The 26,691-nt window shown below is 46.5% G+C and carries 19 protein-coding genes; 11 read left to right on the forward strand and 8 right to left on the reverse strand.

What is annotated here, in order from left to right; all coding sequences use genetic code 11:
• The first annotated feature begins 140 nt into the window (after positions 1-140).
• Complete coding sequence (locus B5M13_RS12830; protein WP_080056040.1) at positions 141-1,058, forward strand: coiled-coil domain-containing protein; 918 nt, start codon at positions 141-143, stop codon at positions 1,056-1,058.
• A gap of 350 nt (positions 1,059-1,408) precedes the next feature.
• Entirely contained in the window at positions 1,409-3,112 is a 1,704-nt protein-coding gene (locus tag B5M13_RS12835; RefSeq protein ID WP_080056041.1) for a tetratricopeptide repeat protein, read from the forward strand.
• A gap of 174 nt (positions 3,113-3,286) precedes the next feature.
• Here B5M13_RS12835 and B5M13_RS12840 read toward each other — a convergent pair whose 3' ends face one another.
• The 3 genes from B5M13_RS12840 to B5M13_RS12850 all read right to left on the reverse strand — a co-directional run bounded on the left by B5M13_RS12840 (position 3,287) and on the right by B5M13_RS12850 (position 6,255).
• Entirely contained in the window at positions 3,287-4,624 is a 1,338-nt protein-coding gene (locus B5M13_RS12840; protein ID WP_080056043.1) for a vanadium-dependent haloperoxidase, read from the reverse strand.
• Between the two features lie 116 nt (positions 4,625-4,740).
• Positions 4,741-5,286 carry a hypothetical protein gene (locus B5M13_RS12845; RefSeq protein WP_080059911.1) on the reverse strand — a complete coding sequence of 182 codons (546 nt, stop codon included), beginning with the start codon at positions 5,284-5,286 and terminating at the stop codon, positions 4,741-4,743.
• 87 nt (positions 5,287-5,373) lie between these two features.
• A complete protein-coding gene (locus B5M13_RS12850) occupies positions 5,374-6,255 on the reverse strand; it encodes a universal stress protein (protein ID WP_080056044.1) in 882 nt (293 codons plus the stop codon).
• A gap of 255 nt (positions 6,256-6,510) precedes the next feature.
• On the opposite strand from B5M13_RS12850, the gene B5M13_RS12855 reads away from it, so the two are divergent.
• The 5 genes from B5M13_RS12855 (at position 6,511) to B5M13_RS12875 (ending at position 14,036) form a co-directional block, all read left to right on the forward strand.
• Entirely contained in the window at positions 6,511-7,647 is a 1,137-nt protein-coding gene (locus tag B5M13_RS12855) for an efflux RND transporter periplasmic adaptor subunit (RefSeq protein ID WP_080056045.1), read from the forward strand.
• A gap of 131 nt (positions 7,648-7,778) precedes the next feature.
• On the forward strand, positions 7,779-11,000 hold the full coding sequence (locus B5M13_RS12860) for an efflux RND transporter permease subunit (protein WP_080056046.1): 3,222 nt from the start codon (positions 7,779-7,781) through the stop codon (positions 10,998-11,000).
• Positions 10,975-12,438 carry a TolC family protein gene (locus B5M13_RS12865; RefSeq protein ID WP_080056048.1) on the forward strand — a complete coding sequence of 488 codons (1,464 nt, stop codon included), beginning with the start codon at positions 10,975-10,977 and terminating at the stop codon, positions 12,436-12,438. The genes B5M13_RS12860 and B5M13_RS12865 overlap by 26 nt, the downstream gene beginning before the upstream one ends.
• 502 nt (positions 12,439-12,940) lie before the next feature.
• Positions 12,941-13,336: a hypothetical protein gene (locus B5M13_RS12870; RefSeq protein ID WP_155297245.1), complete on the forward strand. Its 396-nt coding sequence runs from the start codon at positions 12,941-12,943 to the stop codon at positions 13,334-13,336.
• 313 nt (positions 13,337-13,649) lie between these two features.
• The gene (locus B5M13_RS12875; RefSeq protein WP_179950490.1) at positions 13,650-14,036 is read left to right on the forward strand and encodes a hypothetical protein; all 387 of its coding nucleotides are present in this window, start codon (positions 13,650-13,652) and stop codon (positions 14,034-14,036) included.
• Positions 14,037-14,182: 146 nt separating this feature from the next.
• Here the strand turns inward: B5M13_RS12875 and B5M13_RS12880 are convergent, their stop codons facing one another.
• A complete protein-coding gene (locus B5M13_RS12880; RefSeq protein ID WP_080056051.1) occupies positions 14,183-15,508 on the reverse strand; it encodes a glycosyltransferase in 1,326 nt (441 codons plus the stop codon).
• Between the two features lie 433 nt (positions 15,509-15,941).
• Between B5M13_RS12880 and B5M13_RS12885 the strand changes: the two genes are divergently transcribed.
• A complete protein-coding gene (locus tag B5M13_RS12885) occupies positions 15,942-19,019 on the forward strand; it encodes a hypothetical protein (protein WP_155297246.1) in 3,078 nt (1,025 codons plus the stop codon).
• A 74-nt stretch (positions 19,020-19,093) separates the two neighbouring features.
• Here B5M13_RS12885 and B5M13_RS12890 read toward each other — a convergent pair whose 3' ends face one another.
• From B5M13_RS12890 to B5M13_RS12905, 4 genes are all read right to left on the reverse strand, one after another.
• Positions 19,094-20,302, reverse strand: a complete 1,209-nt coding sequence (locus B5M13_RS12890) for a glycosyltransferase family 4 protein (protein WP_080056054.1) — start codon at positions 20,300-20,302, stop codon at positions 19,094-19,096.
• Positions 20,303-20,466: 164 nt separating this feature from the next.
• The gene (locus tag B5M13_RS12895; RefSeq protein WP_080056056.1) at positions 20,467-21,240 is read right to left on the reverse strand and encodes a glycosyltransferase family 2 protein; all 774 of its coding nucleotides are present in this window, start codon (positions 21,238-21,240) and stop codon (positions 20,467-20,469) included.
• A complete protein-coding gene (locus tag B5M13_RS12900) occupies positions 21,237-21,803 on the reverse strand; it encodes a WcaF family extracellular polysaccharide biosynthesis acetyltransferase (protein WP_080056058.1) in 567 nt (188 codons plus the stop codon). Before B5M13_RS12900 ends, B5M13_RS12895 begins: the two co-directional genes overlap by 4 nt.
• 41 nt (positions 21,804-21,844) lie before the next feature.
• Positions 21,845-22,777, reverse strand: a complete 933-nt coding sequence (locus B5M13_RS12905) for a glycosyltransferase family 2 protein (RefSeq protein WP_080056059.1) — start codon at positions 22,775-22,777, stop codon at positions 21,845-21,847.
• Positions 22,778-22,984: 207 nt separating this feature from the next.
• Here B5M13_RS12905 and B5M13_RS12910 point away from each other — a divergent pair, with 207 nt between their 5' ends.
• The 3 genes from B5M13_RS12910 (at position 22,985) to B5M13_RS12920 (ending at position 26,669) form a co-directional block, all read left to right on the forward strand.
• Positions 22,985-24,892, forward strand: a complete 1,908-nt coding sequence (locus B5M13_RS12910; RefSeq protein ID WP_245859983.1) for a sialate O-acetylesterase — start codon at positions 22,985-22,987, stop codon at positions 24,890-24,892.
• Between the two features lie 63 nt (positions 24,893-24,955).
• Positions 24,956-25,720, forward strand: a complete 765-nt coding sequence (locus B5M13_RS12915; protein WP_080056062.1) for a methionyl-tRNA formyltransferase — start codon at positions 24,956-24,958, stop codon at positions 25,718-25,720.
• Positions 25,721-25,814: 94 nt separating this feature from the next.
• Complete coding sequence (locus B5M13_RS12920; protein ID WP_080056063.1) at positions 25,815-26,669, forward strand: polysaccharide deacetylase family protein; 855 nt, start codon at positions 25,815-25,817, stop codon at positions 26,667-26,669.
• Positions 26,670-26,691: the final 22 nt, after the last annotated feature.

Consider the following 26,691-nt stretch of genomic DNA (forward strand, 5'->3'; position numbering starts at 1 on the left):
TTGAATAGGTAACGCTGTTTTGATCGAGTTGATTTACGAAACCCACAGGTCTAAGCAAATTCTAATATCTCTTTAAGTCGTCTGTAACCAGGCCAACGGAGCTTTGAGCATCCATTTATCCATTCTTAAACAACCCACTTATGCAGGAAACTGGACACAATTCAAGTAATCTGGCCTGGACGTTGGCGCTGCTTATCGTTGTCGGGTTGGCTGGTGGCCTTTACTGGCGAACCAATCGAGTTTGGGCTACTCATTATAATCAGATTGAATTACGGGCAGACTCTTTACTGTCAGTCAAATTCCATCTCGAAGATGATATCCGCGATCTGAAGAGTCAGCTTGAAACGGCTGCCGACGATAAAGTCTATTTCGACAAACGGCTGAATCAATTCCACAGCATGCTAAGTCGGCAAGATCAACAGCTAGACAAAGTTCAACAAGCCCGACTTAGTCAGACAAACTCGATTCGATTGCTGAAACAGCAAGGCGATTCCTTAGCCCTTATACGCGATAGTCTGGAGAACCAACTGGCAGCGTCGCGGGATAAGATTGGCTGGTTGACGGATGCCAATAAGCTGCTCATTGGCCAGAATCAGGATTTGGAGCAGGAAGTAAGGAAATTGACTACCGATATGGCGGGCAAAGTTCCGCGCACAACGCTCACGGGCAACGCCTTTCTGGTTGAACCTCGAAAAGCCAATACAAAGGTTACGGCCAAAGCCAGGAAAACACGTAGCCTGCTTATTTCGTGTATGGTTCCGGCTGAGCTTCAACTGGAGGGGCGCCAGGAAGTTTTTTTAAGCCTGACCGATGAAAAAGGGGAAACGATGATACCTGCCATTCGAACAACAACTGTCGAACTGCCTGATCTGAACGATGTTATACCCGTTCATGCTGCACAAATGGTATCGTTCACCCAGGTTCCCCAGCGTATTGTCTTTCAGATCAGTCCGGCCAACACCTGGCGGGCTGGTCTGTACCGAGCCTCGATCTATACCCGGGAAGCTTTCCTGGGCACCGTTGAGTTTCGGTTGCGGGATAGTTTCTGGTTCTTCTGAAAGCGATGAGCCGTTCTAAATCAGTCAATACGTCAATCTAGGGAACCGCTTACTTTTAAAACAAACCTGATGACATCCGACGATGTGGCGGCTGTAAACTGAACCTAAACGACAGCGAACCTGTCGATGGCTGGAACCTAAATCCCAGTGGATTGCTGCCTGTTCAAACCACCGACAATCGGGTTGCAGAACGGGTCATTTGCGCTGTCGAACAGGTAGGCATACGATCATAAAAAGCCCTTCTAAGGCAATTCTAAGCAATCTTTAAGCCCGCTCTTAATCCTCCGTTGTAGTTTAGAAAAGCAATCCAGAACGAGTGGATTGACACAATTCCTAAAACAACGACGATTATGAAAACGCATGTTCAATTAGCCATGGTACTCGCTACGCTGACGGCTGCGCCGGCTGGTATAGCACTAGCCCAAACAACGCCCCCTGATGCGAATACCTTACTCAACCTGGGCCGATTTGATGAGGCCAAACAACTTTTACTAAAGAACGTACAACAAAACCCGTCTGCTCAAACCTATTTCGAAACGGGCTATGGGTACCTGCGAACCGGTCAGCCCGACTCAGCCAGAATCTGGTTTGAGAAAGGCATCCCGATGGATGAAAAGCGTGTGCCGCTGAATCAGACGGGGGCTGCTTTAACGTATCTGGTCAAACAGGATACCGCGAATGCCAAGCCCAAACTTGACGAGGTTGTTTCGAAAAGCAAAGGTAAAAACGCAGAGATTCTATATCGGATTGGGGAGGCCTATACGGGTTATCTGACACCAGGAAATGGATCTATCAAACCTATTTATCCGCGCATTGTCAATACGGCCAAAGCTATCGATTTCCTTAATCGGGCAGCCGACCGTGACAAGAAAAACCCGGCTATTCAGTTAGCTTTGGGTGATGCCTATTACCAGAATCGGGACGCAGGTACGGCTGTATCACGCTACGAAAGTGCCATTGAATTAGGTATGAATCCCTCGCGCGTGTATCAGCGTATTGGCGACATCTACTGGCAGGGCCGCAACTTGAATCTGGCCGTTGAGAATTACAAGAAAGCCATAGAGGCCAACCCTAACTATGCGCCAGCCTATAACCAGCTGGCCGAATTATACTTCCTGGTCAACCGGTATAAGGAAGCCGCCAGCTACATCGATCAATATGAAAACGTATCGAACGATAAACGGCAGGAATCATTGCTTCGGCAGGCACAGTTTCATTTCCTGGCGAAGGATTATCAACGGGCCATCAGCTTGATCGACAGTAACCGAACGGCCCTGGGCCAAAACCCAATTGTGTACCGGATTGAAGGCTGGGCGTATTCATCGCTGAAACAGCCACAGAAAGCCATCGAAAATCTGAATACATTCCTGGAAAAAGCTCCGCAAAAAGCTATGCCCGACGATTATAAATACCTTGGGCAGGCCTATCTGGCAACCGAAGCAACGGACGACGATTCGCTGGGTGTGCTTTATCTGGAAAAAGCAGCTCCTGCCGATACCAGCGAAAACCTGTACAGCGATATTGCCCGCTATTATTACCGAGCCAAAAAACACCCCGAAGCTGTTGCCGCGCTCGATTCAGCCGCTAAGCATGGCTTCAAAGCCGACGTTCAGGATTTGTTCCGCTACGGCATGAGCAATTATACGCTGGGCTTTCAACGGGATAGCTTAGGGAAGCTTACTCGCGATACCGTCCGGTTTGCCCTGGCCGATTCGGCGCTGGCGCTGGCGCAGCAAGGGTCTCCCGACTATGCGCCTACGGTTCTGTACCGGGCCAAAGCGAATTATTACGCCTATGCCCCTGAAGAGGCTGTGCGGAATGGGAAAGCGAAACCGTATTTTGAGCAGTTTATCAATATGATAGCCGATAAACCCGAAGAACGAACTCGCTATAAAAATGACTTGGTGCTGGCCTTCAAATACCTCATTTCCTTTAACGAACTGGTCACCAAAGATGAAGCTGCCCGCAACGAATGGCTTCAAAAAGGACTGACCTGGTTCCCCGACAATAAAGACCTGGTCGCTATTGCTACGCCACCGTCCGGTTCTCAGTAATTGTTTTTTCTATGTTGGTTCATTATGCCTTATTCTTACCGCTACCAGAGCATTGATCTCCGGTAGCGGTTTTGTTTCAAGGATTCCATTGAACCGCAAGGGCGCAATAGACGCAAGGTGAACTAATTCTTTGCGTCTATTGCGCCCTTGCGGTTCAATTGGTTTTCGATTCGGTTATCGTTTAGCAATGGCCGATTGGGGGCGCAATTTCTGCAATACATGCTGTCCGACATGTTCTCCCTGGACCGTACCTTCCTCAACGCCATCCCGATAATGAATACCCCCATAAACCCGGCTTATCGAGGCTTCCTGATAGGCGGCTTCAACGGAGGTAAACGACCGAACTCCATGCCCATATGGCAGCTCGGTCGAATCGGTAAAGGCAACATTATTGCCAACTAACTGCCCGATGACCTTGCCTGCTGCGGCCGAAATGTCGCTGTGCCCACTCACATATTCGGGAAAAGCCGGGGTTTCCAGAAAAGGACGCCACTGCGGATCGATGGTGTTATTGATCACCGTTTCGGGTCGAATTCGAATGTAGGTGTATTTTTCATCCCAACAGGCAATGAATGCGTCGAACATGGCAATGGACGTCAGTGCAAATAGCTGAGTAGCCTGGATCATCGTCAGTTTTTGCTGCCGGGCCAGAGTCGTTGCAATGGCCAGCCAATGACCCACCGGCGACATTTTTTTGCTGGCAAACATCACATGCCCCGAGATGTTGGTCACAAAGGCGTTATCGTCCCAGAAATATGCAATGGCCTGTTCGGTCTTATCCTGCCGTTTGCCAATGGTATATACTTCTTCGGTCAGTTTCCAGAATGGACTGTTGCGATTCAGGTCGTATTTGGCTGGGGGAGGGCAACGAAACTGGCGGACAGAGTCCAGCGTAAACAACCGAACCGTATTCCACTGAGGTTCGCAGGCATCGGCATAGGCCGGGGGCGTAGGTACCCAGGTTCCCGGCTTATTGGTCACCGTATACCGAAAGCCCCGTGTTTCTTTATAATGGTCTTTGCTGGCGTATTCTAAAACATGCCTGGCAATTAGTTCGCCATACTGCACCGACCGATCATACACATCATCCGGAATCTGGAGGGCTTCTAAGCGGGGCCAGAAGGTTTTCTCAAAACTATCCCACAGATCGGACGAAAAGGTAAGCGCCCGGCCTACCGTTATGAACGCTTTCAAACTGGCGACTGGATAGCAGTAGGCAGTGTTAGAATCGGGTCGGGGAGCCGCTTTTGATCCGTTGAGTTTACCCATTAAGGAGGAGTACCCCGTATAACCGGGTTGTAAAGCTTCATAAGCCGCCAGATAGGTGTATCCGTAAATTCGACTGGCAACGGGGGGCTTAAAAACATCATGGATCATGATATCCGTCAGCGTTTTCGAGCAATCGTAAAATAATTGCGGATTCGATGCCTTCGGATTGTATTGTTCGGGGGTAGCACTGGGCTGACAAGCCAGTAAACCCAGTAGCAGAGTGAGGATCAAACGTTGTTTCATAAAATAGCCTGAATGGTATAGGGCTTCATTGTGGGATGCCCAAAAGAAAATAAGGAGCTTGTCGCCATGTCGGGGTGCATGGACGAGCTCATTGAGGAAATTCGTTAAAAATCAGGCTATTGTTTGGGTGGGGGCGACGGGGCTTCTACACCAACGGCAGTATAAGCCAGTTGAATTGTGCTGTAGCCAGTACGGGCTTGCAGCGATTGAGCATCTGGCTGGATGAGGCAACAGGAGGTAGGGGGCAGATAAATGGTTAACCGTTCGCTTAGCAATTTTAACAGACGACCCAGTGGCGTTTTTGGAAAAGTCTGATTATCATCGCTGTTCATCTCCTGTAACTGTTCGGCCAGATCGAAAAAACGCTCTTTCGCATTCTGGTTCGTTTTCAGTACCGTATACAGGGTGTCGTTGGCGTATCGCTGGTGGACAATGTTATAAAACTCATCGCCATCCTGAATCAGACCTTCGTGGCCGTCAGCGTTTTCCCAGGCTGATGTATAAGGGAGCGAAATAGGCAGTTTGACAACTTTCCATTGATCATCGGCCGACACCGGGGCTGCGAACTCATAACTCTGCTCAAAGGTAAGTACAGCCAATGGCAGCCCTATCCAGTGGTAGAGCAGCAGCACAAAAAAGCCGATGGCTATCAATGTCTTCACCCAGTATGTTCCCAAAATTCGGCCCGTAAGGACGCTTTTATGGCATCATTAGTTTATCGTGTAACTATAACACGGAGTACAAATTTCTTAAATTCTACTCAATTCCCCAGCCTGATAATGATCAGCTTCGGATCGGATAGAGAGGACGGGCACCTGCGCATTATGGATCATTTGCTGGGTAAACGGGCCAATCAGCAGGTCGTCCATCGTTGTAATAAGCTGAGCGGTAATAATAATTAAATCGGTCTTTATTTCCTGCGCTTTTTTTAGGACCGTAGCCGCCATTAAATCCGTAGCGCAAAATAAGGTTTGATTCACCACCTGATCATCGTCCAGCCGGGTGGTCAATTCCGTCAGTATGTCCTGCAAATCCCGAATACTGATTACTTCTTCGGGGGCTGAAAGCGCCAATACAGTGAGTGAGGCTTTATTTTTTCGGATGATTCGTCGGGCGAACTCATATTTGTCAAGAGCACCGGGTATCGGCCTGACCGGAAACAGAATACGCTCAAAGGTAGCCCACTGCTTCCGGTCAGGGACGGTCAGAACCGGGCAATGAGCCGATTCTACTACTAGATACGCGTCGTTGTTCATTCGATACGATTGCATATCCGACCCCGTTTGCGTGCCCATAATAATCAGATCGGCTTTCACTGACGAAGCCTCCGTCACGATTTCGTCGGATTTATTACCGAGCCGACAGGCACTGGTACAATGTATCTGAAATGACTGAGCAGTTTGTGTTGCCAGTAATTGAATGAGATCAGCTCCTTCGCGAAGGAGGTACTCAATCGACGTATTCGTTACGGATGGCTGGGGATGCTGACCATAGTCGGCTTTTAAGACGTAGACCAACCGTAGTTGTGCTTCGTGCTGTTGGCAGAGCCTGCTCGCAACCGATAAAGCATTCAGCGAGGATTCAGTAAAATCAATAAACGTCAGGATTGTCGCTAGAGAATGTTCGTCCATGGATTGCTAGCCGCCCGTAATAGGAGCGGCTTAACGGACAAACTTCCCTGTCAATACTTACAGAAAGCTTAGCACAACCTTAAAATCTTCTTAGAAAACGTGTTTGTAAACGCTCGCTATCAATTTAAACTGGCTCTAAGGAAATTCTAAGAAATTTTTAATCCGCTCCTTAGTCGAGTATACCTTCTTGCTGAAAGAATAAACGCAACAGTCACTAAACCAATCATTTGTTTAGTCAATTAGACTAACTTCTTTATGTATACTCGCGCTGGTTTACTCAGTTTATTAATTGGTATCACCCTATCGGCCTGTTCTGTTCATAGTGAGCAAAAGTCGGAAACAGCCGCTCCTACACTTCCCGTTATTCAGTTGACGGAACAGGATGCTACACTCGATCACTTTTATACGGGTGAGCTGGAAGCGGTGCAGAACGTGGAAGTACGCGCTCGGGTAGCGGGGTATCTGGATAAAATCCTGATCGACGAAGGGCAACCCGTTCGTAAAGGCCAGTTATTGTTTCAGCTTAATCCAACCGAATATCAGGTCGAAGTTGATCGGGGGCAGGCCAGCCTGGAAAGTGCGATGGCTGATGAGCAATCGGCGGCTGTGGAACTGGAACGGGTTAAGCTCCTGGTCGGGAAAAATGTCATTTCACCTTCTGAACTGAAGCTGGCTAAAGCGAAAATGGAAATGGCTCGCTCGGCCATTAATGCGGCTAAAGCAGCGTTGACGAAAGCCCGGTTTCATGTATCGCTGACCAGCATCCGCGCACCCTTCGACGGGGTTATTAACCGGATTCCGTTCAAACGCGGAAGCCTGATCGAAGAAGGGGCCTTACTCACAAGCATTTCCGATCTGCGAGAAATGTATGCCTATTTCCATGTTTCGGAGAAAGAGTACCTGGCGTTCATTAAAAAACGGCGCGACCCGGATAAAACCACTGTTCGGGAGGTCGATCTGTTGCTGGCCGACGATACTCCATATCCGTTCAAAGGGAAAATTGAAACTACCGAAACCGAATTTGAAGGTAACTCCGGTACCATTGCGTTCCGGGCTAGTTTCCCGAATCCCAACCGATTGCTCCGGCATGGCGCTACCGGCAAAATCCGACTCGCTACAGAAGTTGACGACGCCGTTCTGGTACCACAGAAAGCCGTATTTGAAGTACAGGATAAAAACTTCGTGTATGTGGTCGACGCCAAAAACAGAGTCCGCACCCGAAGTTTTGTACCCCGGAGCCGGGTCGATCACATGTATATCGTCCAGACGGGCCTGAAGGCGGGCGATCGAATCGTATACGAAGGTATCCAGAGCCTCAAAGATGGGATGACCATCATTCCGAAAGCACTGCCCGCCAAACGCTTACAGGCTCTTTACGCATCGGCTCATTAATCGGCATATGCTTCGCGTCATTCGGTAGTCATTGATTGTCATTGACTACTCGAACAATCCATGGCCATCAATGACCACTGAATGACGCGAAGCAAATGACTACTAACTGACCATCAACAACCCTTTAGAAGATGTTCAATATATTCATTAAACGGCCTTTATTATCAACGGTTATTTCCGTATTGCTGGTACTGCTGGGAATATTAGCCCTAACAGGTCTGCCTGTCACGCAGTTTCCCGACATCGTGCCGCCCTCGGTAACGGTAACAACCAAATATACGGGCGCCAGTGCCGACGTATGCGTAAAAGCGGTAGCTACCCCACTCGAACGAGCTATCAATGGGGTACCGAACATGACCTATATGACCTCTATTTCGGGGAATGATGGAACGACACTGATTACCGTTTTCTTTAAAGTAGGTACCGACCCGGATCTGGCAGCGGTGAACGTACAGAACCGAGTAACGACCGTAATCGATGAGTTACCGGAGGAGGTGATCAAGGCGGGGGTCGTGACCGAAAAAGAGGTCAATAGTATGTTGCTTTACCTCAACATCGTCAGTGATGACCCTACCGTAGACGAAAAATTTATCTACAATTTTGCCGACATCAACGTACTGGCTGAGTTGAAGCGAATCGACGGGGTTGGGTTTGCCGCCATTATGGGTAGTCGCGATTACTCCATGCGCGTGTGGCTTAAACCCGACCGCATGACGGCCTATAATGTATCGGCCAATGAGATTGTGGATGCCATTCGGAAGCAGAACGTAGAAGCCGCTCCCGGTAAAGCTGGTGAAGCCGCCGACAAAGCTCCGCAGGTATTGCAATACGTGCTGCGCTACACGGGTAAGTTTTTTGAACCACAACAGTACGAGAATCTGGTTATTCGAACCGAGAAGGATGGCTCATTACTTTTTCTAAAGGATGTAGCTGACGTTGAATTTGGTTCACTGGACTATTCTGTACTATCGAAAAACGATGGTCGCCCTTCTGCTTCGATTATGCTGAAGCAACGGCCAGGCTCCAATGCCAGCGATGTGATTGCGGCCGTCAAACAGCGAATGGCCGAGTTAAAAGAAACGTCGTTTCCGGCGGGAATGACCTACAACTACGCTTACGACGTGTCGCGGTTTCTGGATGCTTCGATTCATGAAGTGATTCGCACGCTGATGGAAGCCTTCCTGCTGGTGTTTGTGATTGTCTTTCTCTTTTTGCAGGACTGGCGATCGACTCTGATCTGTGCGCTGGCGGTTCCGGTGGCGCTGGTTGGTACGTTCACATTTATGAGTGCCATTGATTTCTCGATCAACCTGCTGACTCTATTTGCGTTAGTACTTGCGATCGGGATTGTAGTCGATAACGCCATTGTTGTGGTTGAAGCCGTCCATGCACGTATGGAGGAAGAACATCTGCCTCCCCGTAAGGCGACGTTTGCTGCCATGCACGACATTGCCGGGGCTATTGTCGCCATTACACTGGTGATGTCGGCGGTATTTGTTCCCGTTGCGTTTATGTCGGGGCCAGTCGGTATTTTTTATCGGCAGTTCTCGCTGACACTCGCCATCGCCATCGTGATTTCGGGTATCAATGCCCTCACACTCACTCCGGCTTTATGTGCCCTGCTACTTCGCCCAGTTCATCACGAGAAAAAAGGATTGCTCGGGCGATTCTTTGCCCGTTTCAATCGGGGGTACGAATCGCTGGCGAATGGCTATCAGCGGTTGCTACGTCGAATAGTTAGTCGAAGCGTAATTACGTGGGGATTGTTACTTGCGTTTGTGCTGGGTACCTGGGGTATACTTCAGTTGTTGCCGGGTGGTTTTATCCCTACCGAAGACCAGGGTATGATTTACGTTAACGTAACAACTCCTGCCGGTGCTACTGTTGACCGGACCGAGAAAGTACTGGATGGTATTGAAGCGATAGCTTCCAGGCAGGAATCGGTCGAAAACGTATCGACGCTGGCTGGTTATAGCCTCCTTACCGATGGGGCAGGCGCGTCGTATGGTATGGCCATGATCAACCTCAAACACTGGGACGACCGTACTGTTTCGACCGATGATCTGATCAAAATACTGGAGAACGAGACGAAAGGTATTACCGATGCCAGTATTCAGTTTTTCCCACCACCGACCGTACCGGGCTTTGGTAATTCCAGCGGTTTTGAACTGCGTTTGCTGGACCGTAGCCGTAGCGACGATCTGCAAAAGACGAACAAAGTGGTTCAGGGATTTATTGAAGCATTGAAAAAACGGCCTGAAATTAACGATGCCTTTACCAGTTTCGACCCTAGTTTTCCCCAATACCTGCTCCACGTCGATCAGCAAAAAGCATCACAGAAAGGCGTTTCGATCGACAATGCAATGAGCACGTTGCAAACGCTGATGGGGAGCTATTATGCTTCCAATTTTATCCGCTTCGGGCAGATGTATAAAGTTATGGTACAGGCGGCTCCGAACTACCGGGTTAAACCAGAAGATGTATTGAATATGCGGGTCAAAAATGACCAGGGCGAAATGGTGCCGTATGCCAACTTCGTTAGTCTGGAGCGGATATATGGACCTGAGCAGCTTACTCGCTATAACATGTACACCTCGGCCATGATCAATGGCGATGCCGCTCCGGGCTATAGTAGTGGCGATGCGATACGGGCGGTTGAAGAAGTAGCGGCCAAAGAACTGCCCAAAGGATTTGGGTTCGAATGGTCGGGGATGTCGAGGGAAGAGGTCAAGTCGGGCGATCAGGCGGTGTACATTTTCGCTATTTGTCTGGTATTCGTTTATCTGCTGCTGGTGGCTCAGTACGAAAGTGTGCTGCTGCCGTTACCTGTTCTATTATCGCTGCCTACCGGTATTTTCGGATCGTTTGCCTTTCTGCAACTGGCCGGACTCCAAAATAATATCTATGCGCAGGTAGCTCTGGTTATGCTGATCGGCTTACTGGGGAAAAATGCCATCCTGATCGTCGAATTCGCTAACCAGCGCCAACGCGAAGGCGCATCCATTATTGATGCCGCACTGGAAGGAGCCGTTTCACGTTTACGGCCGATTCTGATGACATCGTTTGCGTTCATTGCCGGGCTGGTTCCGCTCTGTATGGCGGCTGGTGCGGGCGCACTCGGCAACCGATCCATCGGTACGGCAGCGGCTGGTGGCATGCTGACGGGCACCCTCTTCGGTCTGATTCTAATTCCCGGTCTGTTCGTCTTCTTTGCCAGACTGGGCAAACGCTTCGGTCCAAAGCCGGACGATGACGAAGATAACGAGGATATGCATCCGTTGGATTTAGATTCTCAACACGTTGTTTCATCTACGCCAAAACAAGTCAATGGTCAAGTTATTCACAGTTCGTAGCCTACGCTGGCGGAGCAGTCCTTTGCTACTGGCGTTGGTACTATTGGGTAGCTGTCAGCTTCCTAAACCTCTGTTGCGCCCCAATAAACAGCCTGTACCTGCTTCATTCGCCCGTCAAACCCAAACCGATTCGGCCAGTATAGCAGCTCAAAGCTGGCGCGCCTTTTTTGCCGACGATAACCTGGTACAGCTGATCGATACGGCCCTGACCAGTAATCTGGATCTGCGCATTGCCACCCAACGAATCGAGATGGCCAGAGCCAATTTTGAATACAGTCGTGGTTTTCTGGCTCCTCAGGTCAATGCCGTGGCATCGGCTGGGGTTGATCGGTATGGGGAGTATACCATGACCGGCGTAGGCAATTATGACACCAACTTATCCGAAAACATTCGGGGGAATCAACTTACGCCAAATCCTACGCCCGATTATTTTCTAGGTGCTCGCAGTTCTTGGGAAATCGATATATGGGGCAAACTCCGAAATCGTAAAAAATCGGCTTATATCCGCGTGTTGGCGTCTGAAAAAGGGCGACAAGCTGTTGTTACGGCACTAGTTGCTGAGATTGCCCGGTATTATTACAATCTCCTGGCCTTGGATGGTGAGCTGGAAATTCTTCAGGAAAATATTGATTATCAGCAGAAGGCTGTGGATTTGGTGCGTATTCAGAAACAAGCTGGACGGGTTACGGAACTGGCTGTCCAGCAGTTTACGGCCCAACTGATCAATACGAAAAGCCGGCTTGGGCAGGTGCAGCAACAGATTGTTGAGAATGAGAACCAGCTAAATCGACTGCTTGGTCGCTACCCACAACCCATTCGTCGTGGCCAATCCTTACAGGAGCGAGAGCTACCGAGTCAGATCGTAGCCGGTCTGCCCACTCAGATGCTCGTTCGGCGCCCAGATATTCAGCAGGCAGAACTTGAGTTACAGGCGGCTCATATCGATGTTGACGTTGCCCGTGCTGAATTCCTTCCAAGCCTGAATCTGTCGGCCTATCTGGGTCTGAACGCATTCCGTACGGCAGTACTGTTCAATCCGGCTTCCATTGCCACCGGTTTGCTAGGGGGCCTATCGGCGCCTATTCTGAATCGACGCTCGTTAAAAGCGAATTATCGGCAAACGGTTGCTCAAAGCCGGGAATCCTTATTCCGTTACCAGCAAATTATTCAAACGGGGTTCGGCGAAGTAATGACTAACTTGCGTGGTATTGAAAATTATCGGCAGGTTGCCCAGTTAAAATCGCAGGAGGTAAACATGCTTCAACAGGCTGTATCGACTTCAAATGATCTCTTTGCCAATGGCTATGCTTCTTATCTGGAAGTGATTACTGCCCAGCGCAGTGTACTGGAAGCCGAACTGGCACTGATCAATACAAAGCAGGCTCAATTTGTAGCCTTAACCAATCTGTACCGTTCATTGGGGGGAGGTTGGCAATAAAATCACATCAAAAAGAATCCGTTTAATCTTTTGACACGCAGTGAAAGCTGCGTGTTTTTTGTACTTCTGAGGCAAAAAACCAACTAATTATTAGCGTAAGTATGAAAGTTTAAACAGATACATTCGATAAATTACCTGTAATTTTTTGTTGATTAATCACTCCGGCCTTACTTTGTATGTAGCGCTTTAGAGAGGAATCGGCCAAACCACTCTGTAAAGGAGTAAGCAGGAAAAGAAGCGCCCCTGTTGTGGCGTTAATCAACTCAGAAAGAACCGTGTCCACTCATAAAATGCCTACACCAAGCGAACGACGACTAAGGCCTGTATTAATTCTAATCCTTGCCCTTCTAAGCAGTAGTTTGTTACTGTTTGTCTATATGGCCATTAAAGGATACTTAATGGAATAATTTTCCCAATTATCGATTACAATACATCAATGATGTTTTTTTCTGCCAAAACAGCTTTTTACCGATCGGTAATTTGTTTAACGCTTTTTAGCTGTGTGACTTTACTTCAGGGCTGTCGTTCTGATGGAAGTGATGTTACTCCGGTCAATTCCCCAATATACGGACTCTGGACAGGTACCTACACGGTTTCGGCTACTGATCCAACGTACGTTGGCAAATCCTTCTTTTTTAGTTTTACGATTTACGAAGACGGGACACTCACGTATAAAGGCAAAACGCCAGGAAATGATGTATATGCCTATGGAACCTGGAGTTTAAGCGGCAATGACTTTTCGTTTAGAGTAACAACATTGAATTATGATGGTGGGTATCAGCATGTGCAGTCAGGAAACGCTACATATACCGGTAGCCAAAATATGTTATCCAATGGAACCATAGCTGATTCCGTAACCGGAGGGAAGTCTTCCTGGACAATGAAAAGGGTAAACTAATGCCCTATGTACGTGTACACTACACAAAACCCTACCAACGATGGTAGGGTTTGTTGGTCTATAAAAATGACCGCATTGCGTCAGTCAATCTTTAGACTGAATTTTCCTGGTTTGGGTCACAAAAAAGATATTGTACTGTAATAATCATGTTTCTGTGTTAATATTACAGTCGGCATTGGCATGTTTGGCTACTCGCTTAGTCCCCGAGTCTAGTTGAAGATATCTGTAATATATACGCTTAGTAAATTTATTAAGCTATATTTTATAATTGTCGAAAATTTAATCATTTATGTGGAAATAAAACTCAACCACCATGAAGACAAAAACCAACGTTAGTCTACTAAAAGAGTATATTAAGACGCTAGTCGCAACAGAAGTTGAATTCCCTGGGGTTCTGCCACGAGGTTGGGGGAATGAGTTTACCAGGACTGAGCTATCGGCTATATACTTTACACTAAAATTCGTTCTCAAATCGGCAGAGCCTAAAACCAGGCTGATTCTGATGGATGCATTTAAAAATGTAAACCATCCGGGAATGAATATGCACTGGTTTTTATGTGACTTCTGGTCAGAGATTGTTCCGCTGCTGACAAAGCAAAATGCGTCGGAAGTTCATTATCCATCTTCAAAAAGAGCAAAAACTCCACAAGGGCTTGATCTGGCTTTGTTGAACTTAATGAAAGAGACGGTAAACCAATAGGTCGATTCATATACGTTAAAAACAGGTGGGTGATTACTAACTAACCTGAATCGACAAGAGTACTAGTTTACATTCTTTATAGGTCTGATATATAGTTATTTATAAATAATTGAAACGGATAAGGGCTTACCCTTATCCGTTTCAATTTAAGCTATTATTTCCTCTGAAATAAATTGAGGGCATTCCTGATATAGGGCAGTTATATACCGTTCGGCCAGTTCGTTTGTATTGTATGACGCCAATTCGACGCCCAATTTTTGTACATTTTCACGATACGTTATATCACTCAGGATTGTGTCAACCGCTTTATAAATCTGGCCTGGTTTTGGCCTTTCCGTTTTCAGGTCTATGCCTACCTGACAGTAGCCTAGCCGGGCAGCAATTTCATTTTTGCCTTCGTGGATACCAGCCGCTATGATTGGTAACTTATGTTTTAGTCCTAACATCACGCCACCGTATCCACCATTGGTAATATAAACATTGGCATAGGGCATTACCACATTAAAGTCGATATAATCCTCGATCAATGCGTTATGAATTGGGTAACGAACTCTGAGTTCGTTTGTTTGTGAGCCGCCTGTGGTGGCAATAACGAGCGTATCGGGTTCGTTTTTAAAGGCTTCAAGCGTTGGTACGATTAGTTTTTCGACATCCCGTTCGATGGTCCCCTGAGTAACAAGAATGATTCGTTTAAAGGTTGATAGTTTACTGAGCAGCTCATAAACTCGTTTTTTACCTTTACTATAAGGAAGTAGAGGACCTACGAAGCGGATGTTTGAACTAATCCGCTGGCGGGGATACTCAAATCCCGGCACTCCACTTTGCAGATATAAATCGGCAGTACGTATGAGGTCGTCGAAAACAAAATCGCTGGCAGCAGGCATACCATATTGTCGACGATAACGGTTATAAAGCGTATGGCATGTATTAAGGGCATACCCCTGAATCAGATAGCGTACCAGACCTAAAAACCGTTGACCAAACCAGCCCATACGAGGCCGTAGTCCGAGTCCTGATGCGCCAACATAGGCGTCTGATTCGGCCAGGGGCACTACGCCAACACCTACCGTTTTAACCCCCAATATATGTTTGGCAAACACGCCCCCTGTGAAGCCGACATCGTGAACTAGTATATCGAATTCCCATTCAGCATGAATTTCGGTAAGATCTTCGATAAATTCAGGGGTTCGGAGTAAAAATACCTGGTGTATATCGAACCGAAGTCGGGCTAAAGGGCTCTTCAACGTAGTTCGTTCAGGAAACAGACTATCCAGATTATATTGATTGACCGTCTGTGCTTGTTTAAACGGGTAATGGTGAAGACCTAATTGACAAACTTTTTGTCCATAGTGGCCGCCAACGTACCATCGGACATCGTGACCTGCCTGCTTTAAGTGTACAGCTAGTCCTGTGAGCGGGCTAAAATGGCCATCCATGGGCATGGTGGCGAAGAGAATGCGTTGAGGTGTCATCGTTTCGTTGTTTGCCTCAAAGTTGCACCCTGACCTACCGGGGGCCAATGGTAGTTGCTACGAAACGGAAAAAACGCCCGTTGAAGTGAGCTGTGGGGCTGTTTGGAAACACTATGATGCAGTGAGGCCGTTCAATAGAATAGCTCGTATAAGTGCCAGAAAAATAGATGTTTGGAATGATTTTTGCCTTTTTTAGAGGGGATATGTGGCATTTGGAATGTATCGTAGAGCTTAGAAATTTATGGGCTGGTAGCACAAAATTTTTGTGGTGATTCAAAGGGTTATCTCTACGATAAATAATCGACGTATAAGCGCTAACTGCTACCGGACAGTAAATAGTGCAGGTTTGTTACTAATCAAATTGGGTACTATCGGTGTACATTTGACAGTACCCATTTCCGGTTTTTCTCACGTTTCATATTTGGCATAGATTATGATGAAATCTATATCTCGACTTTTCAATGGTAATCGGTTCGTAATAGCGTTGTTTATTCTGGGCTTCCCCAGTATTGGCTGGTGTCAATCCAACTATGCCGTCACAACGCCTAACTCGGTCACTCCCGGTAATTTCAATACATTGGTTGGGCCTTTTGCCGGAAATAGCTCCATGCGTGGATTGTATAACGTATTTATGGGGTACAATGCCGGGCAATCAACTACAACAGGCTATTACAATGTCTTTATGGGGTTTGGTACCGGACAGGCAAACACAACCGGTTCTCAAAACACATTTGTTGGTATAAATGTCGGGGCCAACAATACGATTGGTTCTCAGAATGCCATGCTAGGTGGTTATGCCGGGCAGTTCAACACAACAGGTTTCTCAAATTCATTTTTAGGCTCATATGCCGGATATAGCAATACCATTGGCTCACAGAATGTATTCCTGGGCACATATGCTGGATATACCAACGCAACAGGCGTCGACAATGCGTTTATCGGTAGTTTTGCCGGGTATAGAAACACAGGTTCGCAGAATGCGTTTATAGGCAGCTTTGCCGGGTATAATAATTCGACTGGTGCCCGAAATGCGTTTCTTGGTTTTAATGCGGGGCGGGCAGGTACTACAGGTTCACAAAATGTATTTGTTGGAACGGAAGCAGGCTTTAATACGACTACAGGGTCTTACAACGCGTTCAACGGGTACCGTGCCGGGTATAATAATACCATTGGGGCTCAAAATGTATTTCTGGGTGAGAGTACAGGCTTTAATAATACAACAGGACTTAATAATACCTTTATCGGTAATACATCGAGCTTTTCCAATACAACTGGTTCTAATAACATATCGGTTGGTATAAGAGCTGGTTATAGTAATCTGTCGGGGTCTAATAATGTGCTAGTTGGGGATTCGGCAGGCTATACTAATACAGTGGGCAATAATGTGTTCATAGGCTCTAAAGCTGGTTTTCTGAATATAGCCGGGCTTCAAAACACGTTTATAGGATTTCAGTCAGGCTATAGCAGCACGGCTGGCGTCAATACATTTGTCGGGTATTTATCGGGCCGTGCTAATACGACCGGAACGCAGAACACCTTTTTAGGCGCTACTGCAGGTAGAAATACGACAACGGGGTCCTCTAATCTATTTGTAGGTGATAGTGTAGGCCAGACGAACACCGTGGGCCGTTTTAATACGTTTCTGGGAAGCCGGAGTGGCTTTCGTAATGTAAGTGGAGAGAGTAATGTGTTTATTGGCCAGCAGACAGGGTTTTCTAACACGACAGGATTTAATAACACCTTCATCGGTAATACATCGAGTTTTTCAAACACAACCGGTTCGAATAACGTATCGGTTGGCATCCGGGCCGGTTATAGTAATCTGTCGGGGTCTAATAATGTGCTAGTTGGGGATTCGGCAGGCTATACTAATACAGTGGGCAATAATGTGTTCATAGGCTCTAAAGCTGGTTTTCTGAATATAGCCGGGCTTCAAAACACGTTTATAGGATTTCAGTCAGGCTATAGCAGCACGGCTGGCGTCAATACATTTGTCGGGTATTTATCGGGCCGCGCGAACACCACTGGAACTCAGAATACATTTTTAGGAGTGAGTACTGGCCGAAGCAATACAACCGGTTCCTTTAATCTGTTTCTGGGGGATAGTGTAGGACAGGCGAACACCGTAGGACGATTTAATACGTTTCTGGGGAGCCTCAGCGGTTTTCGTAATATAACTGGAGAGAGCAACGTTTTTGTGGGTCAGCAAACGGGTTATAGTAATCTATCTGGAATAGCAAACACGTTTGTTGGCTATAATACGGGGTATGCTAATACTACGGGTTATAGCAACATAGCCCTAGGAATTCGGGCCAATTATGCTAATACCACAGGGCATAATAATGTGGTGATTGGGGATTCGGCTGGTTACAGCAATATAAATTCAGGAAATGTTTTTGTTGGGTCTAAAGCAGGATATGCTACAACGTCAGGTGGGCTCAACGTGTTTGCCGGTAATCAAGCTGGGGTTAAAAATATTACAGGTGGCTCCAATTCCTTTTTTGGTAACTTGTCTGGCTTTAATAATACGTCCGGTAGTGGGAATACTTTTGTTGGCGATAGCACAGGGTATACTAATAACACTGGTTCCCGAAATACATACGTAGGGCAACGGTCTGGCTTTATCGGTAATGCAACAGGTACGAATAATGTATTTATTGGTTATGCTGCCGGTGTTAATGCCGCTAACACCACTATTACCAATTCGGCTGCTATTGGTGCTAATGCCATTGTCAATCAGAGTAATTCAATTGTATTGGGTGGGACTGGAGCAAACTCGGTGAGCGTTGGCATAGGCAATACGGCTCCTAATGCCAAACTGGAGATTACTTCATCGACCTCTGGCGTGAGCGGCTTACGATTTACGAATCTGACATCAGATGTTATACCCACAGGTACAGTTACTAAGGTTTTAACTGTCAATTCGAATGGCGATGTATACCTGGCTAACGTGGCCTCAGGTACTGTTGTCTCTACAACCGTAATCTCTACATCCGTTGTCAGTAATACAAATGTTGGAACCACTGATAACCTGTGGTTACGGCAGAATGGTAATCTGTTTCCAGTTCGGGACGACGCTGTAGTAATTGGTGCTTTGGTTACTAAAATACCTGTTGGATATAAATTATATGTACAGGAAGGCATTTTAACAGAAAAAATCAAAGTGGCTATCAAAAACTCGGCAGAATGGAGCGACCATGTATTTGAACCAAGTTATCGGCTAAAAAGCCTGAGTGAAGTTCAGCAATTTATACAGCGGAATAAACATTTGCCCGGTATACCCTCTGCGAAAGAAATGGTTGAACAGGGGAACGACCTCCATAAAACCGATGCAAAGCTGCTGGAAAAAATAGAAGAACTAACCTTATACAGCATCCAGCTTGAAAAAGAAAATCAGGAGCAGCGGACAGTTAACCAGGAACAGGGAAAGAAGCTTAAGTCAGTAGAAGAGGAATTGCAAAGTTTGAAACAGATGGTTCAACAGCTATTGCAGAAGTCGGATAAAAAATAGTCGGATAGAAACCCGTTAGACTAAAAAAGCCCTCCAGGATTTTCTGGAGGGCTTTTTTAGTCTAACGAAGATTTTCATAAATAATCGATAATTCGTTTTCCCGTAATGCCACTTTGTAATTCCCGACGCAATACGGCCCGCCGACGGCGGGGATGCGTGGTTATGTATTTCACCCGCATTTTAAGGCCGAAGCTAACAAGCATGTAAATGCCAAATAAACCGGCAATAATTACGAGTGAGAACGTATTTGAAATGTTGCGATGTAGTAGTAGGAACAGTATGGTATTGAATAACGAAACGCCACATAGAACGGCCGTTGCACCAATATGCGACAGGCCGTTATCGAGTAGAATATGGTGCATGTGATTACGATCGGCAGAAAATGGAGATCGCCCTGCCAATATCCGAACCAGAAATACACGTAGCGTATCGAAAATGGGGATAATCAGAACAACGATAGCCAGAATTGGAGCATTGAAAAAAGCCGTAGGCTCATACCGATAAGAGGCATTCAGACTGACAAACCGTACTGCGAAAAAAGCCAGCATAAACCCAATAATCAGGGAGCCAGTATTACCCATAAAAATCTTACTCGTTTTTGAAAAGTTGAACCGTAGAAAGCCCAACAATGCTCCGGCAAGTGTGAAAGCCAAACAAGCCATCGAAAAGTGATTGGTCATCAAAAACCATCCCCCAAATGTGCCGCTGGCAATCGTAGCGATACCGCCCGCTAGTCCATCAATCCCATCTATAAGGTTTATGGCATTTGTAAGGGCAATAAAAATGAAACAAGTCAGCAGGATACCAACAATTTCGGCCACGTGATGAAAACCCATAATACCATACAGATAATCGATACGAAGGTCGCCGAAGAAAATCAGGATCATGGCCGCTAAAACCTGAAACATGATTTTTTTCGCTGGGTCGATCCCTACCAAATCATCCTTGATACCAATAAAGAATAGTATCGTCATTCCGGCAATAGAGAGATTTGTCCGGTAAATTTCGGTTTGATCAATATTTGGCCATAGGAAATACGAAATAAGCAGACCTGCAAAAATGGCGATTCCTCCGAAGGTAGGGGTAGGTGTAGAGTGAGCCCGCCGTTCGCCTGGCTTCTCCATCAGCGATTTCAGTTCGGAGATTTTAATGATAACTGGTATCGCAACGACCGATACAAAACAGGCGACCAAAAACGATAATACGCATTGGTAAAGCCCGAGTGTAAACAGATCGTCTTTGAATTTATGTTGTAGGTAGGCAATGAATAAGTCGATGTTCATAAGGCAGGACGTTTAATTACTGATTCCCTTTCTGGGTTTTTCGTCAGTTTGCGTCGAGTAATGCTACCTAAGCCAACCGGGTATTTCGTATTTGGGGCTGTAAGGAGCATAAAATTCATGGGTTTAGCTAATAGGGAAAAGAAAATCTGATTTAACGGTTGAGATTACAATGGATTGGCAGGCTCAGGAGGTTTGCTAATATATTGTTTAAGTTTACGCAACGGCTTCAACCACAATGTGAAAAAGTACGGCTTGAGACCGTTTAGTTCCCAGGCCAGTTTGTCTTCCCGATTAGCTCGAAGCCTGTTTTGCAAGCTACTGTTACTGATTCCGCCGGCTCTCATAACTATTGTTACTTCATCCATGTAGGCAATTTTAGCATTATTTTTGTGGATGAATCGTAACATAAGTTCGTAATCGGCAGCACTTTTCATGTCAAGGCGAAAAGAACCATAGCGCTCATAGAGCCAGCGTTTCGCAAAAAACGAAAGGTGACCCGGCATCCAGCCCCACAGGAACGCATTCGTGCTATACCAACCCGATCGCCAGTAGCGCTTAAGTCGTTGGGGGTTTACCCGGTCAACATAAAGCATATCGCCATATACCGCGTCGCTACCTGTGCGCTCGAATGTCGCTACCATATGCTCAATAACACGATTGTGACGATAAAAGTCATCCGCATTCAGCAAACCGATAATCTCACCGGTAGCCATACGAATGCCTTTGTTCATAGCATCGTATAGCCCATTGTCGGGTTCCGAGATAAATCGAGCAATTTTGGTGCCGTACGATTGAATGATGTCGATAGTACTATCCGTCGATTTTCCGTCCACAATGATGTATTCAATATCTGGATAGGTCTGATTCAGAATCGATTCGATGCAGTCCCGAATAAATTCCGCACCATTGTAAACAACCGTTATAATAGAAACTTTCACGCCGTTATGGTTCGTTTGCGGATAAAGGCAGCCGGATTGCCCTGATAAATGCTGTATGCGTCTAATGAACGCGTGGCTACTGAATTGACCGACAGTACCGAATGCGATTCGCAGCGGACACCTGCACATACAACTGACCTGGCTCCAATCCAGACCCCATCTTCTAATGAAATCGGTCGGGTAGTCAGATCGAAGGTTATGCTTCGATAGTTGTGGTTGCCTGTTAGAATCATGGCTCCCTGCGACAGGCAGGCGTTGTTGCCGATAACTACCTGGCTTAAGTTGTCGATCCAGACCTGCTCTCCAATCCAGACGTAATCGCCAATCTCCAGTAACCAAGGGTATTTGATGTTCACCGCTGGTTTGATCATCACATTGCGTCCAATTTTAGCCCCGAATAAACGTAAAACTGCTACTTTGAGCCTGACAGGTATAGGTAAATAGGTATTTAAAAAATAGGCGTTTACAAGAAACCAAAGCAAAACCCGCCAGCGGGGACCGTGGTTGTACCAGCTATTGTCGAAGCGTGACAGGTCTGTTTTTTCATTGATCTGTTCCCTCATGCTAATCTTGTGCCTGAATAAGCCTATCAGTTAATTTCGGTTCAGGATTGGGTAACCTGTTGAGGACGAATCGCTCGCAGGTCTTTACCATACTCGGTTTTAAAGTAATTGATAATGGCCTCTTTATCGTTACCAATCCGAATGTCTAGTTCCAGAAGCTTGGCATCGACCAGATAGCGATACCACAAGCCTTGCAGAAAACACCAGACAAAACCCGGTCGCCCGTCCAGAAAGCCTAATCGGATGAAGTAGCGATAGACGAAATACAGGATGGGCCGCGTGAAATATGGCATCGACGCATACATTTCCTTTAAAAATCGAATTCGCTGGTCCTGCGTTCCAAAAAAACGAGGTTGTACTTTTTCGGCCTGATCAAACTGATGACGGTAGTTGAGCAGGTTAATCATTTCCAGAATCGTATAATGATTATGTTTCTGCGTCCACCAAGTCAGGTTATTCAAGTTATGATCGACAATGTCGTGATCGAAATGTATGGGCTCACCCTTTGTTAATTTTATGTGTTCATCATGCCACACTTGTTCACAAAAACCGTCTCCTCTACGCCATAGTCGAAGCAGCCAGATTGGATAAAAACCACCATAGCGAATCCAGCGATTCAGAAAGAATACCCGTCGCTTTACATACACACCACCCGTGGAATCGGGCAGGGTAGCCAGACGTTGGTTGATTTCGGATGCCAACTCCGGCATAACGTATTCGTCAGCATCCATACGCATAAGCCAGGTTGTCTGAAAAGGCGTATGCGCAATGCCAAAATTGAACTGAGTGGCGTAATTAACCCAGGTATTTTGCACCACAACTGCCCCCATAGACCGGGCAATCTCAACGGTTCGATCAGTTGAAAACGAATCAACAATGAAGATTTTATCCGTAAACGGGAGTAGGCTATCCAAACAGCGAGCAATGTGTTTTTCCTCGTTGTGTGTCAGGATGATGACAGATACGTCGGTCATACTTAAAGTTACTGTTTGCTCAATAAATAGCCTTTTTTGCCGACTTATGTAAAAAAAGACTTATTTTACCAACACATTCCTCAATTGAAGGAAGATGCAATATTATAACTTTTTTTATACTCGGCAAAGCTTGTGAAGGCACTTTACATTACAGTTATATTGTTTTTGTACTATTTCACCACATCAGCTCAAGTAGTTTTTCTACAAATGCCGCATCCATATCAGCTTTTTCCGCGAGATGCTAATAACCAGGCCGAAGTCGTGATTAGTGGTATTAATTATACACCCTGGTACACAAAACTGAATATGGAAGTGTGGCGCGAAGACTCGCTAATTAGTGTTCAAACCAAGACACTAGTGCCTAACGTCGATAGTACATTGTTTCGTTTTTCATCGGTTATCAAAGCGGAGCGGGCCCAATATACATTCAAAGTATATGTCTATACACAGACCGATTCAGCGCTGATCGCCAATCAAAATGGAGTGGTTTGTGGAGACTTCTTTATTATTCATGGTCAGTCTAATGCGTTGGCTCTGGCTCAGCTCGAAGAATATTACTCGTATAGTTTTGATGATAAATACCTGCGGAATGCAGGGTATTCAGCCGGCGAATCGCCAGATAAAATAGCTTGGTATCCAGCTAAACAGCCCTATGCCAGTGTAGGTGGGTTTGGCTTGACGTTACAACGATTGATCCTACAATATTATGGTATACCAACCTGTGTGCTTAATGGGGCAAAAGGGGGCACAGGTATCGACGCGCTAATGTTGCGTGATCCCAATAACCACGCCAATCCGTATACGATTTATGGCGATTTGTTGTATCGGGCACAGTGGGCCGGTGCTGCCAAACTCGCTAAAGCCATAATTTGGCGGCAGGGTGAGGAAGATGCGGGCACAGGTACGAAAAACTATGGTGGGAAATTCGCAACATTGTATAACCAGTTTCGCGAAGATTATGGGGATATGCGCATCTATGTGGGGCAGATTAATATCCTGAGTAATGCTAATCCACAGGATAGTGCAGCTGCATTGCGTGATTTTCAGCGACGAACGAAATATTTATTCAAGAACGTCGAAACCATTGCTACAGTTGGGACGCCGGGTTACGATGGTGTTCACTATGAACCGTTAGCGTATCAGCGCCTTGCGTTTGAGCAGTTTCGGCAGATCGCCCGTGATGTTTATGGATCGAAGGATACGGTCCAGATTAATTCGCCCGATGTTAAACGGGTATTTTATAATGTCCAGAAAGACTCTGTGACAATGGAGTTTACGGATCAGGTACTCTGGAAGAATGACACCACCTTTTTTAATTTTGCAACCGGACAGGTGGTGGTAACTCGCTACCAGAAAGATTATTTTTACCTGGACGGGCAATCGGGGTTTGTCAAGACGGGTACACCCAATGGCAACCGGGTAAAACTAGCCCTGAGCCAGCCCGTTACCGCAAAACGATTGCGGTATTTGCCAGCCTTTTTCTCCGATGATGTGTCGGCTTTTTACGATGGCCCCACGCTCCGAAATGCACGAGGTATGCGCGCTTTTTCATTCGATGTACCGATTGCCGATGCTATTGCTACCGTTACGACACTGGCTGCCAAGCCATTATCCGAAAAGCAGATTCAATTGAACTGGGTGGCCTCGGCTGGGTCCGATGTGCAAATTCTGGAGCGTTCAGATACCGTAGCGAACCGATTTAAGCAGATCGCTGTGCTAAGTGGAACGACCAATACGTTTACAGATCCAAATTTACCCGACATGTATGGGACGTATTATTATCGGCTTCGGGCTTATAGTAATGCGTCGGAGTCGGTATATAGTAACGTGGTCAGAACACAACCATTGATTTTAGGAGTAGAACCTACCGAACCGATCGTACAACTCTATCCGAACCCGGTAGTCGCTGATCGGGTGCTTCATGTGAAGGCAGACCAAGTCACGTTTACCGATCTGACACTACGGGATGGTATTGGTAGGGTAGTGAAAAGCTGGCATGGAAACGTTAGAAATGCGTTCTCGCTAAGTGTAGAAGATCTTAGTACAGGTTTCTATGTAGTTGACCTGCAAACTGCCGAAGGCCATTCTCTGCGTAGAAAACTGATCATTCGATAAGAACAAACCTTGCCTTTTCGGGGGAATACGTAGTTTTGTGGCATTAACATTTGCGAATCGGTTATGCGCCTTGTGATTCTTACTCAGGATGATCCTTTCTATCTTGCCCGTAATATTGATTATTTATTGAAAAAATTACCACCTTATGCCGAAGTGGTAGCAACGGTGGTGTTCGACGTGTCGCCATTTGGAAAGCGAGAGACATTTACCGAGAAGATGAAAAAAACCTACGACATCTTCGGCTTCCCATTTTTTGTTCGGTACGGCCTAAAATTCGTTGCATCTAAATTAAACAGTCAGAATAATGTTCGGAAGGTACTTGCTGATCGAAACATTCCGCTGATTCATATCGAAGGAAACATCAATAAAGACGAAAACCTGGATAAGCTCCGGGCTTACAAGCCTGATCTGTTTGTGTCGATTGCTGGTAACCAGATTTTCAGACAGAAATTGCTCGATGTAGCGACGCATGGCTGCATTAACCTGCATACAGCCTTATTGCCAAAGTATCGTGGCCTGATGCCTTCGTTCTGGGTGCTGAAAAATGGCGAAACACATACAGGGGTGTCCGTATTTTTTGTGGATGAAGGAATCGACAGTGGTCCCATTCTGGTCCAGAAAAAGCTTCCTATTGGTACTATGAGTCAGGCAGAACTGATCGACGTTACCAAAAAAATGGGCATGGATGCCATTCTGGAATCAATTGAAAAAATTCACTCGGGCAAGTACGAACTCATTGAAAATGATGCCTCGCAGATGACCTATTTTACATTTCCTACCCGCGAGGATGTGCAGGCTTTCCGGGCAGCAGGAAAGCGATTTTATTAAAGAAGGACGAAAATAACTAAGCGGGAGTGAATGGGCAATGGATTGAAAGACCCCCTTCGCTCCCTCCCCTGTCTTTCTCTCTTACCCCTTGTTTATGAATATCCTGACGTTTGATATTGAAGAGTGGTTTCATATTCTGGATAACGCATCGACCCGCACCGAAGCCGACTGGGGGCGTTATGAAACGCGTATTTATCAGAATATGGATCTGATTTTCCAGCTTTTGGAGGATACTAAAAGCCGGGCTACGTTTTTCTGCCTGGGCTGGGTGGCTGATAAACATCCCGATGTGATTCGGCGAATCGACGCGGCTGGTTATGAGATTGCTACCCATTCGTACGCCCATCAGCTCGCCTATGAACAAACGCCCCAGGAGTTTCAGGAGGATTTGGCCCGTTCCATTAAACATTTACAGGATTTGACAGGAAAAAAGGTGCGGTCGTACCGTGCACCTGGTTTCTCTGTTAAAGCGTATAATCGGTGGGTATTTCCGATTCTGATCGAGCAAGGGATCGAGATTGATTGCTCCGTATTTTCGGCTCGACGGGCGCATGGGGGCGATGCTTCACTGAATATGTTCGAACCAGGGTACCTGAATGTAGAGGGGACACTTCTGAAGGAGTTTCCCATTAATACGGCAGCCGTAGTTGGTCAGGACCTGATTTTTTCGGGTGGTGGCTATTTTCGATTGTTCCCTTATTCGGTTATCAAGGGGCTGATGCGACGATCCCCCTATGTGATGACCTATTTCCACCCCCGCGATTTCGATGCCGAGCAACCTATGATTCCTGGCTTAAGTCGTGTACGGCGATTTAAGTCGTATTATGGCCTTAAAAATTGCTTGCCAAAGCTGAAACAGCTCCTTACCGAATTCCCGTTCGTAGACCTGGCCGAAGCCGATAAGCAGGTGAACTGGGAGCGCGTAATTCAGCGGACAGTATCGCAATAATGGCAAAAAACTGGTTGAACGC

The organism is Spirosoma aerolatum (assembly GCF_002056795.1).
In the GTDB taxonomy this organism is placed as follows: domain Bacteria; phylum Bacteroidota; class Bacteroidia; order Cytophagales; family Spirosomataceae; genus Spirosoma; species Spirosoma aerolatum.